General features: G+C 70.4%; 19 protein-coding genes. 13 read left to right on the forward strand and 6 right to left on the reverse strand.

Annotation, left to right across the window (positions count from 1 at the left end):
• Positions 1 to 18: 18 nt before the first annotated feature.
• On the reverse strand, positions 19 to 720 hold the full coding sequence (locus OG194_RS40845) for a sulfotransferase family protein (RefSeq protein ID WP_327405750.1): 702 nt from the start codon (positions 718 to 720) through the stop codon (positions 19 to 21).
• 312 nt (positions 721 to 1,032) lie between these two features.
• On the opposite strand from OG194_RS40845, the gene OG194_RS40850 reads away from it, so the two are divergent.
• From OG194_RS40850 to OG194_RS40910, 13 genes are all read left to right on the forward strand, one after another.
• Positions 1,033 to 1,653: a hypothetical protein gene (locus tag OG194_RS40850; RefSeq protein WP_327405751.1), complete on the forward strand. Its 621-nt coding sequence runs from the start codon at positions 1,033 to 1,035 to the stop codon at positions 1,651 to 1,653.
• Complete coding sequence (locus OG194_RS40855) at positions 1,643 to 2,716, forward strand: BtrH N-terminal domain-containing protein (RefSeq protein ID WP_327405752.1); 1,074 nt, start codon at positions 1,643 to 1,645, stop codon at positions 2,714 to 2,716. The genes OG194_RS40850 and OG194_RS40855 overlap by 11 nt, the downstream gene beginning before the upstream one ends.
• An 83-nt stretch (positions 2,717 to 2,799) precedes the next feature.
• Positions 2,800 to 4,140, forward strand: a complete 1,341-nt coding sequence (locus tag OG194_RS40860) for a DegT/DnrJ/EryC1/StrS family aminotransferase (protein ID WP_327405753.1) — start codon at positions 2,800 to 2,802, stop codon at positions 4,138 to 4,140.
• Positions 4,137 to 5,009, forward strand: coding sequence for a transketolase (locus OG194_RS40865; RefSeq protein ID WP_327405754.1), 873 nt, complete (start codon positions 4,137 to 4,139; stop codon positions 5,007 to 5,009). Before OG194_RS40860 ends, OG194_RS40865 begins: the two co-directional genes overlap by 4 nt.
• Positions 5,006 to 5,977, forward strand: coding sequence for a transketolase family protein (locus OG194_RS40870; RefSeq protein ID WP_327405755.1), 972 nt, complete (start codon positions 5,006 to 5,008; stop codon positions 5,975 to 5,977). Before OG194_RS40865 ends, OG194_RS40870 begins: the two co-directional genes overlap by 4 nt.
• Before the next feature lie 53 nt (positions 5,978 to 6,030).
• Complete coding sequence (locus OG194_RS40875; RefSeq protein WP_327405756.1) at positions 6,031 to 6,207, forward strand: lysine biosynthesis protein LysW; 177 nt, start codon at positions 6,031 to 6,033, stop codon at positions 6,205 to 6,207.
• A gap of 4 nt (positions 6,208 to 6,211) precedes the next feature.
• A complete protein-coding gene (gene lysX / locus OG194_RS40880) occupies positions 6,212 to 7,114 on the forward strand; it encodes a lysine biosynthesis protein LysX (protein ID WP_327405757.1) in 903 nt (300 codons plus the stop codon).
• Positions 7,111 to 8,136 carry an N-acetyl-gamma-glutamyl-phosphate reductase gene (argC, locus tag OG194_RS40885; RefSeq protein WP_327405758.1) on the forward strand — a complete coding sequence of 342 codons (1,026 nt, stop codon included), beginning with the start codon at positions 7,111 to 7,113 and terminating at the stop codon, positions 8,134 to 8,136. Before lysX ends, argC begins: the two co-directional genes overlap by 4 nt.
• Positions 8,137 to 8,171: 35 nt before the next feature.
• Entirely contained in the window at positions 8,172 to 9,104 is a 933-nt protein-coding gene (locus OG194_RS40890) for a [LysW]-aminoadipate kinase (protein WP_327405759.1), read from the forward strand.
• Positions 9,101 to 10,237, forward strand: a complete 1,137-nt coding sequence (locus OG194_RS40895) for a M20/M25/M40 family metallo-hydrolase (RefSeq protein WP_327405760.1) — start codon at positions 9,101 to 9,103, stop codon at positions 10,235 to 10,237. Before OG194_RS40890 ends, OG194_RS40895 begins: the two co-directional genes overlap by 4 nt.
• Positions 10,234 to 10,815 (forward strand): adenylyl-sulfate kinase, encoded by a 582-nt coding sequence (cysC, locus tag OG194_RS40900; protein ID WP_327405761.1) that lies wholly within the window; start codon positions 10,234 to 10,236, stop codon positions 10,813 to 10,815. The genes OG194_RS40895 and cysC overlap by 4 nt, the downstream gene beginning before the upstream one ends.
• Complete coding sequence (gene cysD, locus OG194_RS40905) at positions 10,812 to 11,747, forward strand: sulfate adenylyltransferase subunit CysD (protein ID WP_327405762.1); 936 nt, start codon at positions 10,812 to 10,814, stop codon at positions 11,745 to 11,747. Before cysC ends, cysD begins: the two co-directional genes overlap by 4 nt.
• 2 nt (positions 11,748 to 11,749) lie before the next feature.
• Positions 11,750 to 13,018, forward strand: a complete 1,269-nt coding sequence (locus OG194_RS40910) for a sulfate adenylyltransferase subunit 1 (protein WP_327405763.1) — start codon at positions 11,750 to 11,752, stop codon at positions 13,016 to 13,018.
• Positions 13,019 to 13,083: 65 nt separating this feature from the next.
• Here OG194_RS40910 and exaC read toward each other — a convergent pair whose 3' ends face one another.
• The 5 genes from exaC to OG194_RS40935 form a co-directional block, all read right to left on the reverse strand.
• Positions 13,084 to 14,607 (reverse strand): acetaldehyde dehydrogenase ExaC, encoded by a 1,524-nt coding sequence (gene exaC, locus OG194_RS40915; RefSeq protein ID WP_327405764.1) that lies wholly within the window; start codon positions 14,605 to 14,607, stop codon positions 13,084 to 13,086.
• Between the two features lie 875 nt (positions 14,608 to 15,482).
• A complete protein-coding gene (locus tag OG194_RS40920; protein ID WP_327407370.1) occupies positions 15,483 to 16,760 on the reverse strand; it encodes a GAF domain-containing protein in 1,278 nt (425 codons plus the stop codon).
• Positions 16,761 to 16,978: 218 nt separating this feature from the next.
• Complete coding sequence (locus OG194_RS40925) at positions 16,979 to 17,578, reverse strand: N-acetylmuramoyl-L-alanine amidase (protein WP_327405765.1); 600 nt, start codon at positions 17,576 to 17,578, stop codon at positions 16,979 to 16,981.
• A 60-nt stretch (positions 17,579 to 17,638) separates the two neighbouring features.
• Positions 17,639 to 18,652, reverse strand: coding sequence for an acetamidase/formamidase family protein (locus OG194_RS40930; RefSeq protein ID WP_327405766.1), 1,014 nt, complete (start codon positions 18,650 to 18,652; stop codon positions 17,639 to 17,641).
• Complete coding sequence (locus OG194_RS40935; RefSeq protein WP_327405767.1) at positions 18,649 to 20,112, reverse strand: APC family permease; 1,464 nt, start codon at positions 20,110 to 20,112, stop codon at positions 18,649 to 18,651. The genes OG194_RS40930 and OG194_RS40935 overlap by 4 nt, the downstream gene beginning before the upstream one ends.
• Positions 20,113 to 20,226 lie beyond the last annotated feature (114 nt).

The raw sequence follows: 20,226 nt of genomic DNA on the forward strand, positions 1-20,226 counted from the left end.
TGAGTGTCAACGGCAGGGTCAGCCCCGCGGTGACAGCCGGTGCCGGTGCAGCTCCTCGTAGTACGGCAGCTGCCGGCGGTGGAAGTCCGCCAGCGTCGGATGGTTGTCCACGGTGAACTCGTACTCCCGGGGGGCACGTGTGAAGCCGGCGCTCCGGCCCGCGTCCTGGTGCCACTGCGGGGCCTTGCGCCACTCCTCGCGCATCCCGGTCGCCCAGTTCAGGGTGCCGGGGAGGAAGGGGAGTCCGACCTGGGCGCAGTACTCCCTGACGGTCTCGGCGGGGTGGTCGAGCAGGTCGTCGGAGTCCACCACCACGGGTACGTCACCGGTCGCCGTACCGACCGCCTCGAACAGTTCGTGCAGCCGCCCGAAGCCGATGTCGTCGGCCGTGACGTCGGGGTTGAGTGCGTAGTGGGAGGCGATGACCTCGTCCGGCTTCCGGATGATGAACGTGTGCCGGGCCTCCGTCAGGAAGCGCTGGTCCGCCAGCACCTCCGGGAAGCGGAAGTCCGTCGTGTCCTTGAAGAAGACCGGGGTGGTCCGGGCCAGTCCGCGAATGGCCTCGATCAGCCCCGTCTCCGTCTCGATCACACGTCCCGCCACCTCGGTCGAACCGAAGTCCGCCAGGTGTGAGAAGGGCTCGTGCAGCGTGGTGAGGTCCTCGCGCTCCATCATCATGCGGAGGAACGCGGTGGAACGGGATCGGGGTGCGCTCCACATCGCGATAATGCGCGGGTTCTCGGGCCGGTTTGAATTGTTTGTCCGGTTCGGATTGTTCTCTCGGTTCGGATTCTTCATCGGTCCTCCTTTCTCTTTCGGACCGTAGCACTGAGACGGTGTGCTGTTGAAGGGTGCGTCCGGCGTCATCATTCTGATTACGGCGTGAGCTGCGGGCCTTCGTCGGATTATTAGCCGTACGGCTGTTGCCGTCCTCGAAATTGGCACGCCGATGTAATCGTCTCGGGGAGGTTTCCCGGAGGTACGAGTGTTTGACTCCAGGGAGACGAGATCCCTACGAGCAGGGGAGTGATCGTGATCGATACCTCGGCTGCCTCGGCCTATCGCGCCGTGGATCTGGCGCCGTACTCCAACAACGTCGGCATTTCCGCCGCCGGGCACACCTCGCGGGGTGCTTTCAATGTCTGGGGCAACTCGTTCCCGGCGGAACACCTGCCGGAATCGGGGGCTCCGGTGAGCGTCGGCGATGTTCCGTTCTGTTTCCCGCGGGTGGGGGTGGGAGACGACAACGTGCGCTGCGACGGGCAGTTCATCGCGGTCGAGGCGGGGCGTTTTGACTGGCTGCATCTGCTGACCGCGTCCGAACGGCGATCCGAGGACGTCGTGGAGATGCACTTCGCGGACGGCAGCGTCGATCCCGAGTGGCTGCGCGTCTCGGACTTCTGGGCCGCGCCCGCGTGGTTCGGCGAGACGACCGCGTTCGCGACGCCCGTGATGCACTATCCGCACCATGTCCAGCGGGGCGTTTCGGCCATGCTGTGGTCGCAGCGCGTCCCCGTCACCCGCCGGGCGGACCTGAGCGGATTCCGGCTGCCGCGTCATGCCGCCGTCCACGTCTTCGCCGCGACCTTGCAGAAGGCCGCGTTCTCGCGGGAGCCCGTCACCATCGCCCCGGAGGCCGGCCATGACCAGTGACTTCGCGACGCCCGCGGTGACCGACTCCGTACCGGACTCCGTCCAGACCGAGGCACCCCTCCTCTGGTACCGGGACCCGATCAGCTGCCTCCAGTCCACCTTCGCGTCGGTGCTGGCCCGGGCCGGTATGAACCCGCTGTTCGCGCTCGGCGCCGGCTGGGAGTTCCTGTACGTCCCGGACGACGTGCGGTCGGAGGAGTTCTACTACCCCTGCCGCTACGAGGGCGACCTGGGCCGCAGCCTCTTCCCCCACCACGACGTGAGTTCCTCGTGGTGGCGCCCGGCGGACCCGGACGATCCGCTGCGCGAGATACGCGAGGCGATGACGGAGGGGCGGCTGGTCATCGCCGCCGTGGACAACTTCTTCCTCCCGTTCAGGCCCGCCTTCGGCGATGTCCACGCCGCACATCTACTGGTCGTCCACGGCCTCGACGAGCGGCGCGGGCTCGTTCACGTCTCCGACGCCATGCCGCCCGCGTTCCAAGGGCCCATCCCGCTCGACGACTTCCTGAAGAGCTGGGGGTCGGCGAACCCGCAGGATCAACAGGACGCGTTCTTCAGCGATTCGGAGATCAGCCGCCGCTGTCTGTCCGTGTCGGTCGGATCCGCCGGAAGCGGTGGCGCCGACCCAGGTCCCGAGCAACTCGCCGGCTGGCTGCGGGCCAACCTGGAGCGGTTCGACGACCCCGGCACCGTCGCCGGACTCGGCGGACTGGCCGGACTCGACGGCTGTCTCAGCGAGTTGACCTTCCGGGCGCGAGCCGGTGAGGTGCGCGCGCTGCAGGAGCTGTACCCCTTCGGCTGGGGCATGCAGGCCCAAGCCGCCCTGCACGGCGAGCTGTTGCGCGACCGGGGGGCCGCGTGGCGGTCACCGGCGCTGGCCGGAGCCGGGCGGGCCGTGGAGAGCGTGGCCCACGCGTGGACCCCGCTGCGGATCACCGCCGCCCACGGACTCGACGACCCGGCCGCCGCGGCGGACGACCTGCACCGGCACGCGGGAGTCCTGCGCTGGCGCCACACCGAGGCGATCGAATCCGTCCGGCGGGCCCTGGACGAGCTGTGAACTCCCGTTCCCCGCACACCACTTCAACGACGAACGGTGAGCTGAGCCGAGAGACGGACGCAGAGCCGAGCCGAGAGGACGACATGAGCAAGCTCGCAGTACTGGGCGGAACAGCCGCCGTACCACCGGCACGACGTCAGGTCGAGTGGCCGGTGATCGAGGACGACGACCGCAAGGCCGTGCTCGACGCGCTGGACGGCGGTCGGCTGGTCTCCGACACCGACGGAGAGACGCCGGTGAGCCTGCTGGAGCGCGAGTGGGCCGAGCGGTTCGGCTACGGCCACTGTGTCGCCGTGGCCAACGGAACCGCCGCGCTCTCGCTGGCCCTGGCCGCGCTCGGCGTCGGACCGGGTGCCGAAGTCATCGTCCCCGCACTGAGTTTCATCGCCACCGGACTCGCCCCGCTGCACAACCTGGCCGTGCCCGTTTTCGCCGACATCGACCCGGTGACCTTCACCATCGACCCGGACGACATCGAGCGGCGCATCACGCCGAGGACCGCCGCGATCATCCCCGTCCATCTGCACGGTGCCCCCGCCGACATGGACCGGATCAACCAACTCGCGCGCCGGCACGGCCTCGCCGTGATCGAGGACGCCGCGCAGGCGCCCGGAGCGACGTACCGGGGGCGTCCGGTGGGCGGGTTGGGGGACATGGGGGCGTTCAGTCTCCAGGTCACCAAGAACATCCCCACCTGCGGAGAGGGCGGTCTGCTGGTGACCGGTGACGCCGGCCTCGCGCAGTCCGCGCGCCGGGCACGGCAGTTCGGCGAGGACATCGAGAGCGGCAAGGACCGCGACTACGTCTCCCACCGGCTCGGCTGGAACCACAAGATAAACGCCCTCCAAGCAGCCTTCACCCGGGCGCAGTTGACCCGATTCGACGGCTACGAGCGGTCCCGGCAGCGCAACATCACCCGTTTCCTGGACCGGATCTCCGAGCTGCCGGGACTGACCGTGCCCACCGCGCCGCCCGGCACCACCCATGTCTGGCACATCCTGCGCTTCCGCCTCGACCCGGCCGCCGCCGGTCTGCCCGGCGTCACCCCGGAGCGCTTCCGTGACGCGTTGCGGCGGGTGATGCGGGCCGAAGGGGTGCCGATGTCGCGGTACCAGCTGATGCCACTGCCGGACCAGACCGTCTTCCGGGACCGGACCGGGTTCGGACACGGATATCCCTGGGCGGCACTCCAGGACGAAGCCGAAGGAGCCCAAGGGCGAGACGGAGAAGGGGAGTTCACCGGTTCTCCGGCCCAGGACGACGACTACCCCGTCACCCGTGATGTCCTCCGCGACTCCCTCACCCTCCAGAAGCGGCACCTCAACCCCGGCAGCGGTGAACTCCTCGACCGTTACGCCGACGCCTTCGAGAAGACCTGGCAACACCTCGACGTGGTGGGGCAGTTCGCGGGGGTGAGCGCATGACCACGGCCGGCGCAGAGGCCACCGGGGCGATCGGGGCCACCCGGCTCGGCGAACTGCGCGAGAGTGCCACCCGTATCCGCGAGCACGTCGCCGACATGTGCGCGGGCCCCGAGGGAGGCCATCTCGGCGGCGCGTACTCGGCCGCCGACATCATGACCGCCCTCTACTTCGACGTCATGAACGTCGATCCGGCCCGGCCGGACGCCCCCGAGCGGGACCGTTTCGTGCTCAGCAAGGGCCACGCCGCCGTCGGCCTGTACGCGACCCTCGCCGAGCGCGGCTTCCTGCCCCTCGACGAACTCGCCACCTACGGCCGCCCCGGCAGCCGGTTGATGGGCCACCCGGTCCGCGCGGTACCCGGCGTCGAGGCGGCCACCGGGTCGCTCGGTCACGGTCTCGCGCTGGGCTGCGGCTTCGCGCTCGGCGCCCGCCTGGACGGCGTCGACAGCAGGACGTTCGTCCTCATGGGCGACGGCGAACTCCAGGAAGGCTCGGTGTGGGAAGCGGCAACAGGCGCCGCCTCACTGGGACTTGACCGGCTGGTCGCCGTCGTGGACCGCAACTCCCTCCAGTTGACGGGTGATACGGACTCCATCGCCGCCATGGAACCCCTCGCCGACCGCTGGCGCGGCTTCGGCTGGGCCGTCCAGGAGGCCGACGGCCACGATCTCGGGGCGCTCGTGCGCGCGCTCGGCACCGCGCCGTGGGAACCGGGCCGCCCCAGCGTCCTGATCGCCCGCACCGTCAAGGGCCGCGGCCTGCCCTTCCTGGAGGGGCGCACCGCGTGCCACTACGTCACCTTCTCCGAGCGCAACCACGCCAAGGCCCGCGCTGTACTGGGCCGTTCAAGGAAGGAGGACACCAGGTGACCACCACCGCAGCTCCCACCGCGGCCACTACGGCAGCGGCTCCCGCCGTGACCCGTGAGGCCTATCGCGACCGGCTGATCCCGCTGCTCGGGACCGATCCCCGGCTGATGTGCCTGGACACCGACACCGGACTGTTCGGTCCCGGCCACATCGAGGCGGCGGGAGACCAGTACGTCAACCTCGGTATAGCGGAACACAATCTGATGGGCATCGCCGCGGGCCTCGCGTTCGGCGGGCGCATGCCGTTCGTCAACACCATGGCGGGCTTCGCCAGTTCGCGGGCGCTGGAGGCCGTGAAGGTCGACATCGCCTATCCCGCGCTGCCCGTACGGATCATGGCGACGCACGGCGGACTGGCCGCCGGCCATCTCGGGCCAACGCACCACGCGTTGGAGGACCTGGCCGTCATGCGGACGCTGCCCGCCATGACGGTGGTCGTGCCCGCCGACGCGGCCGCCACCGCCGCCGTGGTCGAGCAGAGCCTCGACCTGCCGGGCCCGCTCTACGTACGGCTGGGCCGCAAGGCCACCCCGGCCGTCCCGAGCGACGAACCGATGGTCATCGGCCGGGCACAGCGGTTGCGCGAGGGCACCGACGTCGTCCTCGTCGGCTGCGGCCCGTACCCGGTGGCCGCATGCACCGAAGCAGCCGATCTGCTGGGCGAGTCGGGCATCTCCGCCGCCGTCCTCAACATGCACACCCTGAGCCCGCTCGACACCGAGTCCCTCTGTACGGCGGCCTCGGGCGCCTCGCTCGTCGTCACCGTGGAGGAGCACTGGCGCAGCGGCGGCCTCGGCGGTGCGGTCTGCGAAGCCTTGGCCGAACGGCAGCCGGTGCGGGTGCTGCGGATCGGGATGCCGGACCAGTTCTCCGACACCGTCGGCGGCCAGGAGTACCTGCTCGACCACTACGGCATCACGGCCGCGCGCACCGCAGCCGCCGTGACCGCGGCCCTCGAAACCAAATGACGATCCGTCACCAGTGTGACCAACTTCAACACCGAACACAGGAAGGCGACTTCATGACGACCGCTACCCAGACCTGCCCGGAGTGCGACGGCCCGGTGGACGTCGGCGACACCGTCCGCGCCAGCGAGGTCATCGAATGCCCCGAGTGCCGCAGCGAGTTGGAGGTCGTGGCCACCGAGCCGCTGCTGCTCGCCCTGGCCCCCGAGGTCGAAGAGGACTGGGGGGAGTAACGAGGTGGTCTCCTCCACAGCGCCCCGGACGGCGTTGCTGGCTTCCAGGACGCGCTTCGAGGAGAAGCGCCTCCTGGAGGCCCTGGACCGCCGGGGCATCCCCTGTACGGCCATCGACACCCGCACCGTCCGCCACCACCTGCACGACACCCCGCCGCCGTGGGACCTGGTGCTCAACCGCGAGATCTCGGCGACCAAGGCCCTGTACGCGGCCCTCACCTACGAATCCGCTGGCGTCACCGTCATCAACTCCGCTACGGCGATCGAGACTTGCGGCGACAAGTGGCGCACCTCGCTCGCGCTGCGCGCCGCCGGGATCCCCACACCGCCCGCCGCCCTCGCCCTCACGGCACAGGCCGCGGAAGAGGCGGCCGAGGAGATCGGTTACCCGGTGGTCCTCAAACCCCTGGTGGGTTCCTGGGGCCGGCGGGTCGCCCTGATCCCGGACGCCGCCGCGCTGCGGACGGTGCTGGAGTACAGCGAGGCGCTGCCGTCACCGCTGGCCAAACTGGCCTATCTGCAGCGGTACGTCGACAAGCCCGATCGCGACATCAGGGTGATCGTCGTCGGCGGCATCCCGATCGGCGCCATGTACCGCACGTCGGACGGCTGGCGGACCAACGTGGCGCGCGGGGCGACGACCACGGCCTGCCCCCTCACCGACGACCTCGCCAAACTCGCGGCCACCGCGGCCCGGGAGACCGGCGCGGACCTCGCGGGAGTCGATCTCGTCGAGGATGCGGACGGCGGCCTCCAAGTCCTCGAAGTCAACCATGGAGTCGAGTTCAAGGGCTTCCAGGAAGCACACACGGACCGCATCGACGTCGCCGAACTCATCGTGGAGCGCCTGGTGTTGGGGGCGGACAGGCGGATGGACAGGGAGACGGTCAGGGAGGTGGGCGCATGATCAGGGCCGCGGTGTTCGGTGCCGCCGGATACATCGGCGGCGAACTGTTGAGGCTGCTGCTCGGCCACCCCGAGGTGGAGCTGACGGCCGCCGTGTCGTCCCGGTTCCCCGGCAAACGCCTCGACAGCGTCCACCCCAACCTCCGCTCGGCGACCGACCTCACCTTCACCACCCCCGAGCGGGCCGACGACTGCGACGTGGTCTTCCTGGCCACCCCGCACCGCTCCACCATGGATCTCGTGCGGCACTGGGCGGACCGGACGGACCTGCTGATCGACCTATCGGGCGACTTCAGGCTCCGCGACACGGACGTGTACGAGCGCTACTACGGAGTGCCGCACGAGGCGCCGGAGTTGCTCGACCGGTTCGTCCCCGGCATACCGGAACTGCACCGCGACCGGCTGCGCGCCGCCCGGCTGATCAGTGTCCCGGGCTGCATGGCGAACGCCGCGATCCTCGCACTGCACCCGCTGGCTGCCCACCAACTCGCCCTCTCACCAGTGCTGTTGGACGGGCGTACCGGATCCAGCGGTTCGGGCGCCTCCGCCGGCGACTCCAACCTGCACGCCGAACGCAGCGGCGCCCTAAGGGTGTTCGCCCCCGCCACCCACCGGCACGAGGCGGAAGTCGCCCAGCACACCGGGCTCGACGCCCGGATGACGGCGACCGGCGTAGAGGCCGTACGGGGCGTGCAGGTCGTCTGCCACACCGAGGTGCCGGAGGGCGTCGAGGAGCGGGCGGTACGGGCGGCGTACCGCGAGGCCTACGCCGACGAGCCGTTCGTCCGCATGGTCGCCCACAAGCGGGGCACCTACCGCTATCCCGAGCCCAAGATCCTGCTCGGCTCCAACTACTGCGACATCGGCCATGTCTGGGACGACGTCTCGCGTCGCCTGGTGGTCGTCGCCGCCCTCGACAACCTCGTCAAGGGCGGCGCGGGCAACGCCGTGCAGTGCCTCAACGTACGCATGGACTGGCCCGAATCGTACGGACTGTCCTTTCCCGGGCTGCACCCGGTGTGAGGACCGTGCGCGAGTGTGAGAAGGGAGAACCGACCATGGGCGCGCCCCAGTTGGTCGTCGTCAAGTGCGGCGGCAACAGCGATGTGAACGCCGCCGGTATCTGCGCGGACGTCGCCGGTCTGGTGAAGGAGGGCCACCGTCTGGTGGTGGTGCACGGCGGATCGGCGGAGATCGACCGGCTGGCCGACGAACTCGACGTACCGCAGCGGCGTTTGGTCTCGCCCGACGGGGTCTCGGCCCGGCACACCGACGAAGCCACCCTGGAGGTGGTGACGCTGGCGCTGGCCGGCTCGGTGAAGCCGAAGCTCGTGAGCGAGCTGCTGGGCCGGGGTATCCCCGCCGTGGGCCTCACCGGTCTCGACGGCGGACTCGTGCTGACCCGTCGCAAGAAGGGGCAGAAGGCGGTCGTCGACGGGCGCACCGTGGTCGTGCGCGACGACCACAGCGGCCGGATCGAGGCGGTACGCGGGGAGTTGATCGCGACCCTGCTCGCGCACGGGTACGTTCCCGTCGTGTCGCCGCCCGCCGCCGATGAGCACGGCGATCGGGTCAACGCCGACGCCGACCGGATCGCGGCGGCACTCGCGGCCGAACTCGACGCGGACCGGCTGGTGTTGCTCACCGGAGCGGCGGGGGTGCTCGCCGACCCGGACGACGAGGACAGCGTCCTGGCCGACTGCGAAGTCGCGCAGGCGGGCGCGCCGGGGGAGTTCGCCCGGGGCGGCATGGCACTCAAACTCGTCGCCGCCCGGGAGGCGTTGCTCGGCGGCGTCGGCCAGGTGACCGTCGCCGACGGGCGGGGTGAGGGGGCGGTCGGTGAGGCGCTGCGGGGGGCCGGGACGGACGTGCGGATCACACCTTCGCCCGACGCGGGAACGGAGACCCGGCCGACGTCCCGTCAACACCCCGATCAGAAACAGGAATTGTCGGAACAGGACGTGCCGGAACAGACAGGGAGTGACCGATGACCACCGAAACCGCCGTACCGCCTGCGGCCCTCGCCGGTACCGATCCCGGTGCCGCTGTGGACCTGCTGCGGTCCATGTTGGAGATCCCCTCCCCGTCCGGCGAGGAGGGCCCCTTGGCCCGTCATCTGGCCGATGTCATGAGGGGATGGGGGCTCACCGCCCGCATCGACGACGCGGGCAACGTGATCGGCGAGACCCCGGCCCGTCCCGGCCCGCGCATCATGCTGCTGGGCCATATGGACACCGTCCAGGGGCAGTTGGCCGTACACCTCGAAGGCGGCCGGCTGCACGGCCGTGGCGCGGCCGACGCCCAGGGGCCCCTCGCGGCCATGGTGTGCGCGGTCGCCGCCCACCGTGGCTTCCCCGGACAGCTCGTGGTCGTAGGAGTCGTGGAGGAGGAGACCCCGAAGTCGCGTGGAGCGGTGCACATCGGGCGGACCCTCGCGCGGCCGGACGCACTGATCGTGGGGGAGCCCAGCGGGTGGCCGGGGATCGTCATCGGCTACAAGGGGAAGCTGGACCTTGAGTATCGGGTCGGCTGCCCTGCCACGCACCCGAGCAACCCGGTCGAGAAGGCCACCGAGTCGGCCGCCGCGTTCTGGCAGGACGTGCTGGAGCTGCTCGGACCCGAGCAGGGGCACGCGTCGTTCGCCACCCCGGGTGCGACCCTGGTCGGGATGCGCGGGGACATCACCGAGGCGGAGCTGGAGGTCAGTATCCGTACGCCCGTCGGATTCGACCAGGACGGGTTCGTCGCCGCTCTGCGCGAGCGGGATCAAGTCCGGGGCAGGGGCGGCCGGTTGGCGGTCGTGAACGGGGTGCGGGCGGTGGAGGCGGAGCGGCGCGGGCCGGTGGTGCGTGCCCTCAGCGCGGGGATCCGGTCCATCGGCGGGACCCCTCGGCCGACGCTGAAGACCGCCACCTCCGACATGAACACCCTGGCCGAGGTCTGGGACATCCCCATGGCGACCTACGGCCCCGGGGACAGCGCGCTGGACCACTCCGACGAGGAGCACATCCTCGTCGACGACTACCTGCGCGGTATCGCCGTCCTGACCACGGCACTGGGCGAGTTGACCACCCTGCCGACCGGTGACGCCGGTTCCGCCGGTGAACTCGGGGGCGAGTCATGAGCGTTGGGCAATCCACCCTGGCGAAGCCGGAGTTCTGCACCTGCTGGCCCGGCGCGACCGTATGGCTGACCGGGCTGCCGAGCGCGGGTAAGTCCACCATCGCCGCCGCGCTCGCGGAGCGGCTGCGCCAGGACCGGAGGCGGGTGGAGGTGCTCGACGGTGACGAGATCCGCACGTTCCTGTCGGCCGGGCTCGGCTTCTCCCGCGAGGACCGGCACGTCAACGTCCAGCGGATCGGCCTGGTCGCCGAAGTGCTCGCGCGCAACGGGGTGTTGGTCCTGGTGCCGGTGATCGCGCCGTACGCGGACTCCAGGTCGTCGGTCCGCCGGCGCCACGAGAAGTCCGGGACGAAGTACTTGGAGGTACATGTCGCGACCCCGGCCTCCGTCTGCTCGGAGCGCGACGTCAAGGGCCTGTACGCCCAGCAGGCGGCCGGCCGGATCTCCGGACTGACTGGCGCGGACGACCCCTACGAGGAGCCCGCGCACCCCGATCTGCGGATCGACGCGCACGCCGAGCGGGCCGTCGAATCAGTGGACGCGCTGCACGCGTTGCTCGTGCGAAAGGAGTTGGCATGACTGTCGCCGCCAAGCACATGGCCGGCACGGAGAACCCGTATGCGCTGCCGCACTTGGACGCGCTTGAGTCGGAGGCGGTCCATATCCTCCGTGAGGTGGCGGGTGAGTTCGAGCGGCCGGTGATCCTCTTCTCCGGCGGCAAGGACTCGATCGTCATGCTGCACCTGGCGTTGAAGGCGTTCGCGCCCGCGCCGGTGCCGTTCTCGCTGCTGCATGTGGATACGGGACACAACTTCCCCGAGGTCATTGAGTACCGCGACCGTGTGGTCGTCGCACATGGGTTGCGGCTCCATGTGGCTTCCGTACAGGACTACATCGACCGCGGTGCGCTGCGCGAACGCCCCGACGGCACCCGCAACCCGCTCCAGACCGTGCCGTTGACCGAGAAGATCCAGAGCGAGAAGTTCGACGCGGTCTTCGGTGGGGGTCGTAGGGACGAGGAGAAGGCGCGGGCGAAGGAGCGGGTGTTCTCGCTGCGGGACGAGTTCGGGGCGTGGGAGCCGCGTCGGCAACGACCCGAGCTGTGGAATCTCTACAACGGGCGGCACGCGCCCGGCGAACACGTCCGCGTGTTCCCGCTGTCCAACTGGACCGAGCTGGACGTGTGGCAGTACATCGCCCGCGAGGGCATCGACCTCCCCGCCATCTACTACGCCCATGAGCGCGAGGTCTTCCGACGGGGCGAACTCTGGCTGGCGCCCGGGAGTTGGGGCGGGGCGGGGGACGGCGAGACCGTCGAGAAGCGACAGGTGCGGTACCGGACCGTCGGCGACATGTCCTGCACCGGCGCGGTCGACTCCGGCGCCGTCACCATCGAGCAGGTCATCGACGAGATCACCGCCTCCCGGCTGACCGAGCGGGGCGCCACCCGGGCCGACGACAAGCTGTCCGAGGCCGCCATGGAGGACCGCAAGCGCGAGGGGTACTTCTGATCATGGATACGACCATCGGCACATTGCGCTTCGCCACCGCGGGCTCCGTCGACGACGGCAAGTCGACCCTCGTCGGACGGCTGCTGCACGACTCCAAGTCGGTCCTCACCGACCAACTGGAGGCCGTGGAAAGGGCGTCCGCGAACCGGGGCCAGGACGGCCCCGACCTCGCCCTCCTCACCGACGGCCTGCGCGCCGAACGCGAGCAGGGCATCACGATCGACGTGGCGTACCGCTACTTCGCCACCCCCCGACGGCGGTTCATACTCGCCGACACCCCCGGCCATGTGCAGTACACCCGCAACATGGTCACCGGCGCCTCCACCGCCGAGCTGACGGTGATCCTCGTCGACGCCCGCAACGGCGTCGTCGAACAGACCCGCCGCCACGCCGCGATCGCCGCGCTGCTGCGCGTCCCGCACGTCGTCCTCGCCGTCAACAAGATGGACCTCGTCGACTACCGCGAGCCCGTATTCGCCACCATCGCCGAGGAGTTCACGGCCAGCGCGAGCGAACTCGGCATCCCCGAGGTCACCGCGATCCCCATCTCGGCGCTGGCCGGCGACAACGTCGTAGAACCGTCCGCGCACATGGACTGGTACGGCGGGCCGACCGTTCTCGAACACCTGGAGACCGTCCCCGTCGGCACCGACCTCGCGCGTGCGGCGGCTCGTTTCCCCGTGCAGTACGTCATCCGTCCGCAGAGCGACGAGCACCCCGACTACCGGGGATACGCCGGGCAGATCGCCTCCGGCGTGCTGCGCGTCGGTGACCCGGTCACCGTCCTGCCGTCCGGTCTCACCAGCACGATCACCGGTATCGACGTCCTCGGTACGCCGGTCGACCGGGCCTGGGCGCCGCAGTCGGTGACGCTTCTCCTCGCGGACGACATCGACATCTCGCGTGGCGACCTCATCGCCCCCAGCGCGCAGGCACCGGCCACCACGCAGGACGTCAGGGCCACGGTCTGTCATCTCAACGAGCGTCCGCTGCACGTCAGTTCACGTGTCCTGCTCAAACACGGCACCCGTACGGTCAAGGCCGTCGTGCGGGAGCTCCCGCACCGCGTCGACCTCACCCACGGCCTGGCCCACGACACCGACCCCGGCGAGTTCGCCGTCAACGACATCGGCTCGATGGTGCTGCACACCGCCGAGCCGCTCCCGTTCGACGCGTACGCCGACTCCCGCCTCACCGGTTCCTTCCTCCTGATCAACCCCGCCGACGGGGCCGTGCTCGCGGCGGGGATGTGCGCGGGTGCCGATGGGTGAGGTCACCGCGCTGGGTGCCTGACGTGAGCTTCCCCAGGTCAGGCACCCTTTGGGCCCATATAGGCCTAGAAGAAGCCCAGCTTCTTCGGCGAGTACGACACGAGCAGGTTCTTGGTCTGCTGGTAGTGGTCCAGCATCATCTTGTGGTTCTCACGACCGATGCCGGACTGCTTGTAGCCGCCGAACGCCGCGTGCGCGGGGTACGCGTGGTAGCAGTTCGTCCACACCCGGCCTGCCTGGATCGCCCGGCCCGCGCGGTACGCCGTGTTGATGTCCCGGGTCCACACGCCCGCCCCGAGGCCGTACAGCGTGTCGTTGGCGACCTTGATCGCGTCGTCGAAGTCGTCGAACGACGTCACCGAGACCACCGGTCCGAAGATCTCCTCCTGGAAGATCCGCATCCGGTTGTCGCCCTCGAAGATCGTCGGCTGGACGTAGTATCCGCCCTTCAACTCACCGTCGTAGTCGAGGCGTTCGCCGCCCGTGAGGATCTTCGCGCCCTCCTGCCGGCCAATGTCCAGATAGGAGAGGATCTTCTCCAACTGGTCGTTGGACGCCTGGGCGCCGATCATCGTGTCCGTGTCGAGCGGGTGGCCCGGCTTGATCAACTCGGTCCGGGCCACGGCCGCTTGGAGGAAGTCGGCGTAGTGGCCGCGCTGGATGAGCGCCCGGGACGGGCAGGTGCACACCTCGCCCTGGTTGAGCGCGAACATCGTGAAGCCTTCGAGCGCCTTGTCGAGGAAGTCGTCGTTCGCCGACGACACGTCGTCGAAGAAGATGTTCGGCGACTTGCCGCCGAGTTCCAGCGTGACCGGCTTGATGTTCTCCGAGGCGTACTGCATGATCAGCCGCCCCGTCGTGGTCTCGCCGGTGAACGCGACCTTCGCCACGCGCGGGCTGGACGCGAGCGGCTTGCCCGCCTCGACGCCGAAGCCGTTGACGATGTTCACCACGCCCGGCGGCAGCAGGTCCGCGATCAGGCTCATCCAGTAGTGGATGGACGCCGGGGTCTGCTCGGCCGGCTTGATGACGACCGCGTTGCCCGCCGCGAGCGCCGGCGCCAGCTTCCAAGTCGCCATCAGGATCGGGAAGTTCCACGGGATGATCTGCGCCACGACCCCGAGCGGCTCGTGGAAGTGGTACGCCACCGTGTCGTCGTCGACCTCGCCCAGCGAACCCTCCTGCGCGCGGATCGCCCCCGCGAAGTAGCGGAAGTGGTCGATGGCGAGCGGGATGTCGGCGGCGAGCGTCTCGCGGACCGGCTTGCCGTTCTCCCAGCTCTCCGCGACCGCGAGCGGCTCCAGGTTCGCCTCCATCCGGTCGGCGATCTTCAGCAGGATGTCGGAACGCTCGGTCACCGACGTCCGGCCCCACCCCGGCGCCGCCGCGTGCGCCGCGTCCAGCGCCCGCTCCACGTCCTCCGCGGTGCCGCGCGCGATCTCCGTGAACGGCTGCCCGTTCACCGGGGACGGGTTCTCGAAGTACTGCCCGCGGGCCGGCGGCACGTACTCGCCGCCGATGAAGTGGTCGTAGCGCGCCTGGTAGGAGACGATCGCGCCCTCGGTGCCGGGTGCCGTGTAACGGGTCATCCTGGTCTGCCTCCCGGAACAGCGCTGCCCGCCGTTGGGCAGCTTTCGGCGCGAGGCTAGGGGGCGGGACGTTGCATGTACGTTGCGCGGGTGCTGGGGTGCTGGGGTGCTGGGGTGCTGGGGTGCGGGGGTGCTGGGGTGCGGGAGTGCCGGAAGGCGGGTGTCGGGTGCCCGGTGCCGGAAAGCGGGGGTGGAAGTCGGAAGGCGGGCGGGGAGCCGGGAGTCCGGTGCCGGAAGCCAGAGGGCAGAAGGTGGGCCGCTAGGCGGAGGGCGCGAGGCGGAGGGCGCGAGGCGGAGGGCGCGAGGCGGAGGGCGCGAGGCGGAAGGCGCGAGGCGGAAGGCGCGAGGCGGAAGGCGCGAGGCGGAAGGCGCGAGGCGGAAGGCGCGAGGCGGAAGGCGCGAGGCGGAAGGCGCGAGGCGGAAGGCGCGAGGCGGAAGGCGCGAGGCGGAAGGCGCGAGGCGGAAGGCGCGAGGCGGAAGGCGCGAGGCGGAAGGCGCGAGGCGGAAGGCGCGAGGCGGAAGGCGCGAGGCGGAAGGGGGGAGGCGGAAGGCGCGAGGCGGAAGGCGCGAGGCGGAAGGCGCGAGGCGGAAGGGGGGAGGCGGAAGGCGCGAGGCGGAAGGCGCGAGGCGGAAGGGGGGAACCAGGAGCCGGAGCGCGGAAGCTGGAAGGTGGGCTGGGTGCTGGGTGCTGGGTGCTGGGTGCTGGGTGCCGGAGGGAGGAGGGAGGAGGGAGGAGGGAGGAGGGAGGAGACCGGAAGCCGGGAGCCGGGAGCCGGGAGCCGGGAGCCGGGAGGGTGGAGGGCGGAAGGTGTGCCGGCGCCGGGAGTCGGAGGGCGGGCTGGGCGGTAAGTGGCGTGCGTCGAGCGCGTGTTGCGTCAGCGGGCCGCCTGCCGTGACCATCCAGCCGGTGCCGCCAGCTCGGACTCCAGCGCGGCGAGTCGCGAGCGCACCGGTGCCGTCGGCCGTATCGCCGCGAGGGCCCGCCATACGTCGAGGTCGTCCTCGCCCCACGGCGCGTGCGCCCAGTCCGCCAGCAGGTCGGGGTCGCGGCGGGCGATCAGCGCCGTACGGAGGCCGTCGGCCAGGCGGGTCCTGAGCCGGACCACCGCCGGTGCCTGCGAACCGGGCAGCAACGGACCCGTGTACGCCGTCGCCGCCCCCATGACCGCACCCCCTTCCAGCCGCCGCTCGACGATCGCCACGTCGGACTCGGCCGGTGACGTGAGCCGGTAAGGACGCGAGGCGAGCAGGCCCGGGCCCAACAGCCGCCGCAGTCGCGCCAGTTCGGCCCGCAACGTCACCGGCGGCGCCGACTCGTCCTCGTACAGCGCGCACAGCAACTCGTCGCCGGTCAGCCCCTCGGGATGCCGGGCCAGCAGCACCAGGATCTCGCTGTGTCGGCGGCTCAGCCTCATCTTGCGGCCGTGGAGGCACAGTTGGGCCTCGCCCCGACCCAGCGCCGTCAGCTCGGGCCCGTCGACATACGTCTGTTCCGGGGCGAGCAGCGCCAGTTGGGACTCGGCGGCCCGCGCCACCGCCTGCACGAAGCCGAGGCTGTGCGGGTGTGCCAGCCCGTTCCCGCCGGTGATGTCCACGGCACCGAGCACCCGCCCCGTGCGCGGATCGTGCACCGGAGCCGCCGCGCACGTCCACGGCTGCACCCGCCGGATGAAGTGCTCGGCCGCGAACACCTGCACCGGCCGGTCCACGGCGACCGCCGTACCCGGCGCGTTCGTCCCGACCGAGCTCTCGGCCCAGCGCGCACCCGGCACGAAGTTCATCCGGCCCGCCTTCCGCCGGGTCGCCGGATCCCCCTCGACCCACAACAGCCTGCCCTGCGCGTCGCACACCGCCAGCAGATGCTCGCCGTCCGCCGCGAACGTACCCACCAACTCCCGTATCAGCGGCATCACCCGCGCCAGCGGATGCTCCGCGCGGTAGACACCCAGGTCGCCGTCGGTCAGCTCCACACTCGCCGTGCCCTCGGGACCGACACCGGCCCGCGCGGAACGCCGCCAGGAATCGGCCACCACCGACCGCACCGGCTGCGGCACCGTACCCGCCACGGCGAACGTCTCGTGCGCCCGGCGCAGCACCCGCACCCGCTCGGCAGGGTCGGCCCCCGGCTCCAGGGCCACCCATGGATCGGTCAACTCGGCCTCCCCTGAAGTCGATACGACGGCGGTGCAGCGGCGGTAGAACGGCGATACGGCGATGACACGACAGCGACACGGCGCCGCAACGGATGCGGCCATCGTCACTCCGCAGACCGATCCGGACAACCGTTTCGACCAGGTACGCCCCGAACGAACCGCGACGCTCGCGGAACCGGATCGGAACTGGCTCGGAACCGGCCCTGGTCCGCCCCGGCTCAGGCGAAGTTGACCAGCCTTATGTAGCGCGTCCAATCCCAGTTCGGCCCCGGATCGGTGTGGTCCGTACCCGGCACCTCGTAGTGCCCGATGATGTGCGCCCGGTCCTTCGGGAGCCCGTACTTCGTGCAGATCGCCGCCGTCAGTCTGGCCGACTGCTCGTACAACGTGTCGGTGAACCACTGGGGTTGATCCACCCAGCCCTCGTGCTCGATACCGACACTGCGCGTGTTGTAGTCCCAGTTCCCCGCGTGCCAGGCGATGTCGGCCTCCCGCACACACTGCGCTACATGCCCGTCGGCCGATCGCACGAGGTAGTGCGAGGACACTTTCTTCTGCGGATTCCGGAAGATGGACAGGGTGTTGGGATACGTCTCCTGCGTGACGTGGATGATCACGTAGTCCACGGGATAGGTGCTGGGGCGGTTGGACGCCGTGTAGTTGGAGGCGCTCGCCGGCTGCCACTCGGCCGACGGATAGTCGATGGCCTGGGTCTGCGCACCGGCTTCCGCGTCGGGAAGTAACGCGTACGGTACGGCGGCCAGCGCGGCACCCTTGAGGATGCGCCGCCTGCTCGGAAGCGGTCTTGAACGGTCCACTGCGGGGTTGCCTTTCAGAGGTCTTCGGGTGTGTCGGGGTGTTCGGAGGGGGCGGCGGGCTCAGTGCCGGAGTGCCGCCGCGGTCTCACGCAGCCGCGCGTGCAGTCCGCGGTGCGTCTCGCGCGCGGGCAGCCACTCCTTCCGGATCTTCGCCACGCAGGTGTAGTTGGTGTCGCACACGTTGGCCAACGGCGATTCGACCGCCTGGGTTGCGAATTGGTAGGCGTCCAGTTCGCTGAACCCGTAGTCCCGCACCAGCCAACGCACCAGGTCGAGCTGGGAGATCCGGAAGGCGTCCTCCAACGGACGTGCCGAACCCGTCGAGATGATGTGCGTGTCCGACTCGATGCGCGGCCAGGGTGTGGCGACCCCCTTGAGCAGTTCCACGATCACCACGGTGTTCATCGCGCACTCCACGGCGACCCCGCAGGTCTCGCCCTCGCCCTGCCGGGCGTGCCCGTCACCGAGGCTGAGCAGTGCACCCTCCACGTTCACGCCGAGGTAGCAGGTGACCCCGGCCCGCATCTCGGGCGTGTCCATGTTCCCGCCGTGCGCGTCGGGGACCAGCGCCGAACGCACCTCCAGGTTGGCGGGGGCCACACCCACCGTGCCGTGCATCGGGTCGAGAGGCAGCTCGACCTCGATGTCGCTGTCCCGCGCGCGGAACAACGCCGTACGCCGGGTCCGGTCCAACTGCCAGATCCAGACGGTCTCCGGAAGCGGCGGTTGCAGCGTCGCCGTGGTGTGGGTGGAGGTGAGCGCGCCGAAGAGGGGAACCGTGGTCGAGGCGGCCCAGTCCCGGGCGGGTTCGATCGACACGAAGTGCACGGCGACCGTGTCGCCCGGCTCCGCGCCCTCCACATGGAAGGGACCGGTCTGCGGGTTCAGGAACGGGAACTCGCACACCTCGGACACCAGGTCCTTCTCGGACCGCACCTGTCCGGCGAAGCAGTCCTCCGTGTACAGGTCGAGGACCGTGCCGGGCGCGATGCGCGCCACGGGCGGGGCGCCGCCGAACGTCCAGGCGTACTCGCCCGGTTCGGGCCGCACCGTCAGGATCCGGGGGTCGTTCATGGCTGTACTGCTCCGTTCTGCGGATGACCGGTGGAGGCGGGTTCGTCGAGATGGACACGGGCGGTTTCGGCTATTCGCTCGGGGTGCCGTCGTAGCAGAACGAGCAGGACCACGACCCCGGCCGCCATCCAGATGCCGACGACCGGACCGGCGTAGGACACGGGAGCGGTCAGTTCGGTCACGAAGTCGAAGGCCGGGATGCCTGCCGCGGTGAGCAGGGCGGGGACGAACGCGACGATCCCGAGGAGGGGCACCAGCAGGTGCCGCAGCGGCTTGAGCAACTCGCGCCTGCGGCGCAGGAAGTAGCCCGCGCAGGCCAGGTTCACGACGATGTAGACACCGATGACGACCGTGACGATCACCGTGGCCAGGAGGAGGAACGCGGTCACCGGGTCGTAGCCCAAGCCGAGACCCAGTACGGCGCCCACCGCCACGACGGTCTGCACGGCGATCCCGGCGACGGGGGAGCGGTGGCGTGGGTGCAGGGTGGCCAGGATGCGGGGGAGTACCCGGATGCGGGCCAGGGCGAAGGCGGTGCGGGTCGAGACGGTGGCACACGCGTTGGCGTTGGCGATCGTCGAGTTGACCACGGCGAGGAACACCAGCACCCAGAACAGTCCGAACGACGCGCGGGCCACCCCCTCCCAGGACGCGGCACCGGAGGCTCCGAACCCGCTGAAGCGGTCCGGCCCGAAGTACACCGTCATGGCGTAGGTCGTCAGCACGTAGAACAGGCCGATCCCGAGGGCCGCGCCGAGCACCGCGCGGTGCATCGTCCGGCGCGGGTCCCGTGTCTCCTCGGCGAGTGGTGCCGCGGCCTCGAACCCGGCGAACGCGAGCACCGTGTAGACCGAGCCGGCGAAGACTCCGCCGAGGCCCGAGTGGTCCTTGCCGGTGTGCGAAGTGCCGAACACCGAGAGGGTGTTGGCGCTACCGGCCTTGCCGATCAGCCAGATGGCGAACACCAGGAAGACGAGGATCTCGAAGACGCCGAGGACCGTGCCGAAGCGGGCGGAGGCGCGCACTCCGAACCAGCCCGCCACGGCGATGATCGCGGCGCCCGCGAGTGCCCACGGCCACCACAGGTTCTCCGGATACGAGGGCCACTCCTGGTGCAGGGTGCCCGCCGTGGTGAAGCCGAGTTGGAGGAGCAGGAGGGGCGGTACCAGTGATTCGACGAAGACGTAGCCCCAGCCGACCAGGAAGCCGACGGCCGGATGCAGTCCTTGTGCCGCGTAGGTGGCCACCGAGCCGGCGGCAGGCAGTTCGCGGGCCAGCTCGGCGACGCAGGACGCGGTGAACAGGCAGGCCACCAGCGCGATCAGCACCGACAGCGGCAGACTTCCGCCCGCGAAGGCCGCGCCCGACGGGATCGAGGCGGCGACCGCGGCGGCCGGCGCCATCGCCGTGACGCTTTGGAACAGGACCTCACGCAGCCCGACGGCATCCCGTCGCAGCATCCCTGTCCCAGCAGCCGTCTCCGGCCCTCGAACTGTCTCCCCCGACACGTGAATCCCCCCTCGTCCACTCGCATCCGCACCCGCATCCGCACACCGTCGTCATGACACGACGGC

The organism is Streptomyces sp. NBC_01288 (assembly GCF_035982055.1).
GTDB lineage: Bacteria > Actinomycetota > Actinomycetes > Streptomycetales > Streptomycetaceae > Streptomyces.